The organism is Phocaeicola paurosaccharolyticus JCM 15092 (assembly GCF_000613805.1).
In the GTDB taxonomy this organism is placed as follows: domain Bacteria; phylum Bacteroidota; class Bacteroidia; order Bacteroidales; family Bacteroidaceae; genus Phocaeicola; species Phocaeicola paurosaccharolyticus.
The window spans coordinates 1-1,082 of the sequence record NZ_BAJR01000081.1 but is presented as its reverse complement, the minus strand read 5'-3'; the positions used below and the strand labels follow the sequence as shown (position 1 = coordinate 1,082).

3 protein-coding genes are annotated in these 1,082 nt (G+C 37.2%); all 3 read right to left on the bottom strand.

Annotated features, from left to right (window positions below; genetic code table 11):
* On the bottom strand, positions 1 to 222 hold a 222-nt coding region (locus JCM15092_RS16385), incomplete at its 3' end, for an IS66 family transposase (protein WP_034542132.1).
* A gap of 72 nt (positions 223 to 294) precedes the next feature.
* The gene (gene tnpB, locus JCM15092_RS14280) at positions 295 to 663 is read right to left on the bottom strand and encodes an IS66 family insertion sequence element accessory protein TnpB (protein WP_024995226.1); all 369 of its coding nucleotides are present in this window, start codon (positions 661 to 663) and stop codon (positions 295 to 297) included.
* Positions 656 to 1,012, bottom strand: a complete 357-nt coding sequence (locus JCM15092_RS14275; RefSeq protein WP_024995225.1) for a hypothetical protein — start codon at positions 1,010 to 1,012, stop codon at positions 656 to 658. Before JCM15092_RS14275 ends, tnpB begins: the two co-directional genes overlap by 8 nt.
* Positions 1,013 to 1,082: the final 70 nt, after the last annotated feature.

Below are 1,082 nucleotides of genomic sequence, written 5' to 3'. Positions count from 1 at the left end.
TTCTGCAGAGACCTCTGCCTCAAGTTTTGCCTTCTCATCATCGCTCATCTGTTCCGGGAACAGGTTAAGCTGAAGTTCATCAGGATTTAGTGGAAGATGTTTCTCACTCATACTGCCAAAGACCTTCTTACGAAGCCATGCAAGCTGACTTTCAAGGCTGCTTACCAAATTCCTGAGACGCTCATTTTCTTTCTGTAGAGCTATTACTTCCGCTTCCGTCATTATCGTGTTTATTATAGAACAAATATAATGATAATCAGCTAATTAGACAAATTTATGTAAATATAATTGCTACTATAACTGCATGTTTCTCAGATGTATGAGACGATTCTGACGACTATCTGCCTTTTCCATAATTCCTTCAACCAAGAGCACGAGATCACGCCATTGCATGACATATGATGAAGAGGTTGCAGAAGACAGGTCAGGAAGTGCAAAGGTTCCTCTTTCAAGCATTTTGCTATATATAACCATACCTCCCGGTTCCCAATGCAGAAGCTTTATACGGTTACGATGTCTGTTTATAAAAATAAAGACATCACCATTATGTGGATTTGAACCCATGATGTTGGTAACAAGCCCGCTTAAAGTATGGAAGCTCTTTCTCATATCTGTAGGTTCACTGAACAACAGATAACGGTTACTATCCCCAAGACTAAACATGACCGGTAGCTGACAGGATAATACTTTCTATCTGAGAACTACTTAATTCACCATGTATTCTCATTATTGTACCGTTAACTGATTGTAGCTCTATATTTATACTACTACACAATCTGTCTTCATGCTTATTCTTTGCACGTGAACACTTTCTGGTTAAATCAGGACACGGGATGAAATTACCTTTGTTACCTATTTCCAATAGTTCATTATTGTTGCTCTTTGCATATTTGCTTTTGGCATCATAAAAACGCCATGGCATTATTCCTAATTCTCTCAAACGGTTCTTAAAGCTTACATTATTATCTTTGCAATAAAGGACTATGGAAGCTATTTCTTCTTTTGTCATCATATTTTTTTGTTTTTTGCAAAAATAAAAGCAAAGCAATTAGGACAAAAGATGCATTTCACCGAAGGCTTAC

What these genes read in the sequence shown, in the direction of transcription:
- tnpB (WP_024995226.1), bottom strand. Translation starts at nt 663, where the DNA reads ATGTTTAGTCTTGGGGATAGTAACCGTTATCTGTTGTTCAGTGAACCT.
- JCM15092_RS14275 (WP_024995225.1), bottom strand. Translation starts at nt 1,012, where the DNA reads ATGATGACAAAAGAAGAAATAGCTTCCATAGTCCTTTATTGCAAAGAT.